The sequence below is a fragment of the Mesorhizobium escarrei genome, assembly GCF_935825525.1.
GTDB classification, from domain to species: Bacteria; Pseudomonadota; Alphaproteobacteria; order Rhizobiales; family Rhizobiaceae; genus Mesorhizobium; species Mesorhizobium escarrei.
This window is the reverse complement of record NZ_CAKXZT010000168.1, coordinates 80,463-85,137: the sequence shown is the minus strand read 5'-3', so window position 1 is coordinate 85,137 and position 4,675 is coordinate 80,463. Positions and strand designations below refer to the sequence as shown.

The following is a 4,675-nucleotide window of genomic DNA, read 5'->3' as shown; positions in this document are numbered from 1 at the left end:
ACTTTGCAGGACTTGGGTTACCTCTCCCCACTTCGTGGGGCGAGGAACCCCTAGTTCTGGGAAGTTGCACCCCGTCCGCCCTATTCCGCCGCCACCTTGGCCATCGGATTGTTCGGATGCGTGGTCCAATTGGCGTAGACCGGCGACACCGGTCTGCCGGTGCGCTGGTCGATCACGCCGGCCGCCAGCGGCTCCATGGTGATGCAGTTCTCGACCGGACAAACATTGACGCAGAGGTTGCAGCCGACGCATTCGGCCTCGATCACCTCGAAATGCCTAACGCCATCGACGATTGCGGTGATCGCCTGGTGCGAAGTGTCCTCGCAGGCGATGTGGCAGCGGCCGCATTTGATGCAGGCCTCCTGGTCGATATGCGCTTTGGCGACGTAATTGAGGTTGAGATATTGCCAGTCGGTGACATTGGGCGTGGCGCGGCCGACGATGTCGTCGAGCGAGGCATGGCCCTTCTCGTCCATCCAGTTTTCCAGGCCGGCGATCATCTCCTGGACGATCTTGAAGCCATAGGTCATCGCCGCCGTGCACACCTGCACATTGCCGGCGCCGAGTGCCATGAATTCGGCAGCGTCGCGCCAGGTGGTGATGCCGCCGATGCCGGAGATCGGCAGGCCATGCGTTTCCGGATCGCGGGCGATCTCGGCGACCATGTTCATGGCGATCGGCTTCACCGCCGGGCCGCAATAGCCGCCATGCGAACCCTTGCCGTCGATCGTCGGCTCCGGTGCGAAACTATCGAGATTGACGCCGGTGATCGAATTGATGGTGTTGATCAGCGACACCGCGTCGGTGCCGCCGGCGAGGGCCGCACGCGCCGGCTTGCGTATGTCGGTGATGTTCGGCGTCAGCTTGGTGATGACAGGCATGCGGGTGTTGGCCTTGCACCAGCGCACCACCATTTCGATGTATTCCGGCACCTGGCCGACGGCGGCACCCATGCCGCGTTCCGACATGCCGTGCGGACAGCCGAAATTGAGCTCGATGCCGTCGGCCCCGGTCTCCTCGACAACCGGCAGGATCGCCTTCCAGGCATGCTCCTCGCAAGGCACCATCAGCGAAACGACAATGGCGCGGTCGGGCCAGTCCATCTTGACCTGCTTGATCTCGCGCAGATTGACCTGCAGGTCACGGTCGGTGATCAGCTCGATGTTGTTCAAGCCGAGCAGGCGGCGGTCGGCGCCCCAGATCGCGCCATAGCGCGGGCCGTTGACATTGACCACCGGCGGCCCCTCTTCGCCGAGCGTCTTCCAGACAACGCCGCCCCAGCCCGCCCTAAAGGCACGGATGACGTTGTAGGCCTTGTCGGTCGGCGGCGCCGAGGCCAGCCAGAACGGATTCGGCGATTTGATGCCGACGAAATTGTTTCTGATATCTGCCATGCTCATGCCCTCCCGTTCGAGGTCAGTGCCCGGTGGATCGATTCGGCCGCGTCGCGGCCTTGCGCGACGGCCGAAACTGTGAGGTCGTCACCGCCATAGATGCAATCGCCGCCGGCCCAGACGTTCGGCAACGAGGTGCGGCCTTCGGCATCGACCTTGATGCGGCCGGCTTCCAGGGCCAGCAAGACGCCGCTGCCGTTGAGCGCAGCCGGGACAAAGCTCTGGCCGATCGCCTTGAACACCTGGTCGGCGGTGAGCGTCAGCCGCTCGCCGGTACCGACGAGCTTGTCGCCTTCCATCGCCGTATATTCGAGTTCGATGCCCGAGACCTTGCCGCCTTCGGCAATGACCCGCTTCGGCTGCAGCCAGTGACGGATGATGACGCCGTTGGCGGCGGCCAGGTCCTGCTCGAATTCGGAAGCGTTCATGTGCTCCTGGCCGCGCCGATAGCAGATCGTCACTTCTTCGGCGCCGAGCAGTTTTGATTGCACCGCCGCGTCGATCGCCGTCATGCCGCCGCCGATGACGACGACGCGCCGGCCGACCGGCAGGCTGGCAAGGTCACTGGCCTGGCGAAGCTCGGCGATGAACTCCACCGCATTGGTGACGCCTTGCGCGTCCTCGCCGTCGGCGCGCAGCGCGTTGACGCCGCCAAGCCCCATGCCGAGAAACACCGCATCGTAATTCCTGGTCAGGTCCGACAGCTGGTAGTCGCGGCCGAGCGCCTTGCCGTTCTGGATGTCGATGCCGCCGATCGACGTGACATAATCGACCTCGGCCTGGGCAAAATTGTCGATGCTCTTGTAGGCGGCGATGCCATATTCATTGAGGCCGCCGGCTTTCGGGCGAGCTTCCAGGATGGTCACCTCATGTCCGTGGCGGGCGAGCCGATGCGCGGCGGCAAGCCCGGCCGGTCCGGCGCCGACCACGGCGATCGTCTTGCCGGTCGCGGCGGCGCGCGGGTAAAACTGCCTGTTCTCAGCCATGGCGACGTCGGTGGCGTAACGCTGCAGGCGGCCGATCTGCACCGGCTTGCCTTCGGCCACTTCACGTACGCAGACCTCTTCGCACAGCGTCTCGGTCGGGCAGACGCGGGCGCACATGCCGCCCAAAATGTTCTGGTCGAAAATCGTCTTGGCCGAGCCGATCGGATTGCCGGTCGAGATCTGGCGAATGAACAGCGGGATGTCGATCGAGGTCGGGCATGCGTTCATGCACGGCGCGTCATAGCAGAAATAGCAGCGATCGGACTCGACCAGAGCCTCGTGATGGTCGAGCGGCGGATGCAGGTCGGAAAAATTGTCGGCATATTGTTCAGGCGAAAGCCGGCCGCCGGCAATGCCCTGCTTGAAATGACCAATCGCCATTCCGCTTCCCCATTCCTTGTTGTTTTGGGAAGGCTAACACGTTTTGTTTTTTTATCAATTGGTCAATTTTCAGCCAAGTTACTGAAAAGGCTGAGTAAAAATATGATATTTATATTCATGTTTTCGAGATGGGCGAGCGATCACGACGCAGACAGGAGGCCCATTCCGGGGGCACGACCATGGATCGACCTGATCTCGTTCGCGACCAGTTCCTGCAGCCGCCATAGATTGCGGTCGCGAATGCCGAATTCTTCCAGATGACTGACGGTATTATAGAGATATTCGGCACCGGATCCGACATGTCCGCACGCTCTGGCCAGCACCCGCGCCACATTTTCCAAGGGCTGATTGAGCGAAGTGCCCCTGCCGGTCACACCGACCCAGAAGCCCAGCGCCCTGAGCGTGCCTTGAGCCGTATGCACGGGAAGCCATCTCACTGAGCCGATACTCTCGTGATCGCTGATCTCGCGCCGCAACAGTCTTTCGATCTGGAGCGGTTTTTCGCCTTCCGGCAAGCGGTAGATCACCCCGTTGCACCGCCCGCCCCGCTCGAGCGCCATCATCAAGCCCGGCTGCTCGGCGCTACCGCGCCAACGGACCATGTCGAGGCAGAAGGACCGATGCCAGCCGAAAGCGGTGGCGCGCTGTCGTTCGACGGACTCGAAGGCCGGTTTCCAGATCAGCGAGCCATAGGCGAACACCCACAAGGGACCCGCGTCTGCTTCGCCCGATAGCCGCGACGCAAGGGCCTGGAAATCCTCATCCGTTAACTGCGTCCAGCTTCCATCGGGACCGGGATCGGCCTCCTCCCGATGGCATAGCGCGACAAGCTCTGAAGTGAGCGACATCCGGCGCATGGATCAACAACCCTCGTTGCGGCAAGCAAAGTCGAAAACCGCAACTTGCGCAAGATTACGAATGAGGGGCGCCTTGCCGCCATCGATTTCTGGCCCAGATGTCGGAATTCCGTCGCGAAAACCGTCCTAGATGGACCACGCATGATCGATGACTGGAAACCCAAGGAGCACGACAATGCCAAACTCTCCGATGTCCTTCTTCTGGTACGAATTGATGACCACCGACCTCGACGCCGCGGAGGCATTCTACACCGACGTGGTCGGCTGGAAGGCGCAGCCCTTCGACGGCGCGCCCGGCATGCCGCGCTATATCGTGATGAATGTCGGCGAGCGCGGCGTCGGCGGGCTGATGACGCAGCCGGACGAAGTGCGCAAGATGGGCATGCCGCCGGCCTGGGTCGGTTACATCCACACCAGGGATGTCGACGCTTCGACGAAATCGCTGAAGGAGGCCGGCGGCGCCGTTCACCGCGAACCCGACGACATTCCGGGCGTCGGCCGCTTTGCCGTCGTCGCCGATCCGCAAGGCGCGGTCTTCAACTTCCTGCAGCCTGACGGTCCCGACCAGCCGCCGGTGCCGGCTACTACTCCCGGCCATATCGGCTGGCATGAACTTTACACGACCGACTGGCGCGCCGCGTTCGATTTCTATGCCGGGCAATTCGGCTGGACCAAGGGCGACGCCCTGGATATGGGACCGATGGGCACCTACCAGCTCTTTGCCGCCGGCGGCGAACCTGTTGGCGGCATGATGAACAAGCCCGAGCAGGTTCCGGTGCCAGTCTGGCAGTTCTATTTCAATGTTCCAGCCATCGACGCGGCGGCCAAGCGCGTCACCGACAATGGCGGCAAGATCCTGATGGGCCCGATGGAGGTCCCCGGAGGCGGCTGGATCGTGATGTGCACCGATCCGCAGGGTGCTCATTTCGCGCTAACGGCGCCGGTCAGGTAAAAGGTTAAGCGTAACCCGAAGGGCGTTTTGTTTGTCGCGGTTGGCGCTCTACGGCGCCCCCCTCTGTCCTGCCGGACATCTCCCCCACTTGGGGGGAGATCCGCC

4 protein-coding genes are annotated in these 4,675 nt (G+C 62.7%); 1 reads left to right on the top strand and 3 read right to left on the bottom strand.

Features of this window, described 5'->3' with window-relative positions; genetic code table 11:
* Positions 1-80 precede the first annotated feature (80 nt).
* The 3 genes from preA to NMG80_RS31305 form a co-directional block, all read right to left on the bottom strand.
* On the bottom strand, positions 81-1,394 hold the full coding sequence (gene preA, locus NMG80_RS31315; RefSeq protein WP_254021703.1) for an NAD-dependent dihydropyrimidine dehydrogenase subunit PreA: 1,314 nt from the start codon (positions 1,392-1,394) through the stop codon (positions 81-83).
* A gap of 2 nt (positions 1,395-1,396) precedes the next feature.
* Positions 1,397-2,761, bottom strand: a complete 1,365-nt coding sequence (locus tag NMG80_RS31310; RefSeq protein ID WP_254021702.1) for an NAD(P)-dependent oxidoreductase — start codon at positions 2,759-2,761, stop codon at positions 1,397-1,399.
* Between the two features lie 140 nt (positions 2,762-2,901).
* A complete protein-coding gene (locus NMG80_RS31305; protein ID WP_254021701.1) occupies positions 2,902-3,618 on the bottom strand; it encodes a gamma-glutamylcyclotransferase in 717 nt (238 codons plus the stop codon).
* Positions 3,619-3,793: 175 nt separating this feature from the next.
* Between NMG80_RS31305 and NMG80_RS31300 the strand changes: the two genes are divergently transcribed.
* The gene (locus tag NMG80_RS31300; RefSeq protein WP_254021700.1) at positions 3,794-4,570 is read left to right on the top strand and encodes a VOC family protein; all 777 of its coding nucleotides are present in this window, start codon (positions 3,794-3,796) and stop codon (positions 4,568-4,570) included.
* Positions 4,571-4,675: the final 105 nt, after the last annotated feature.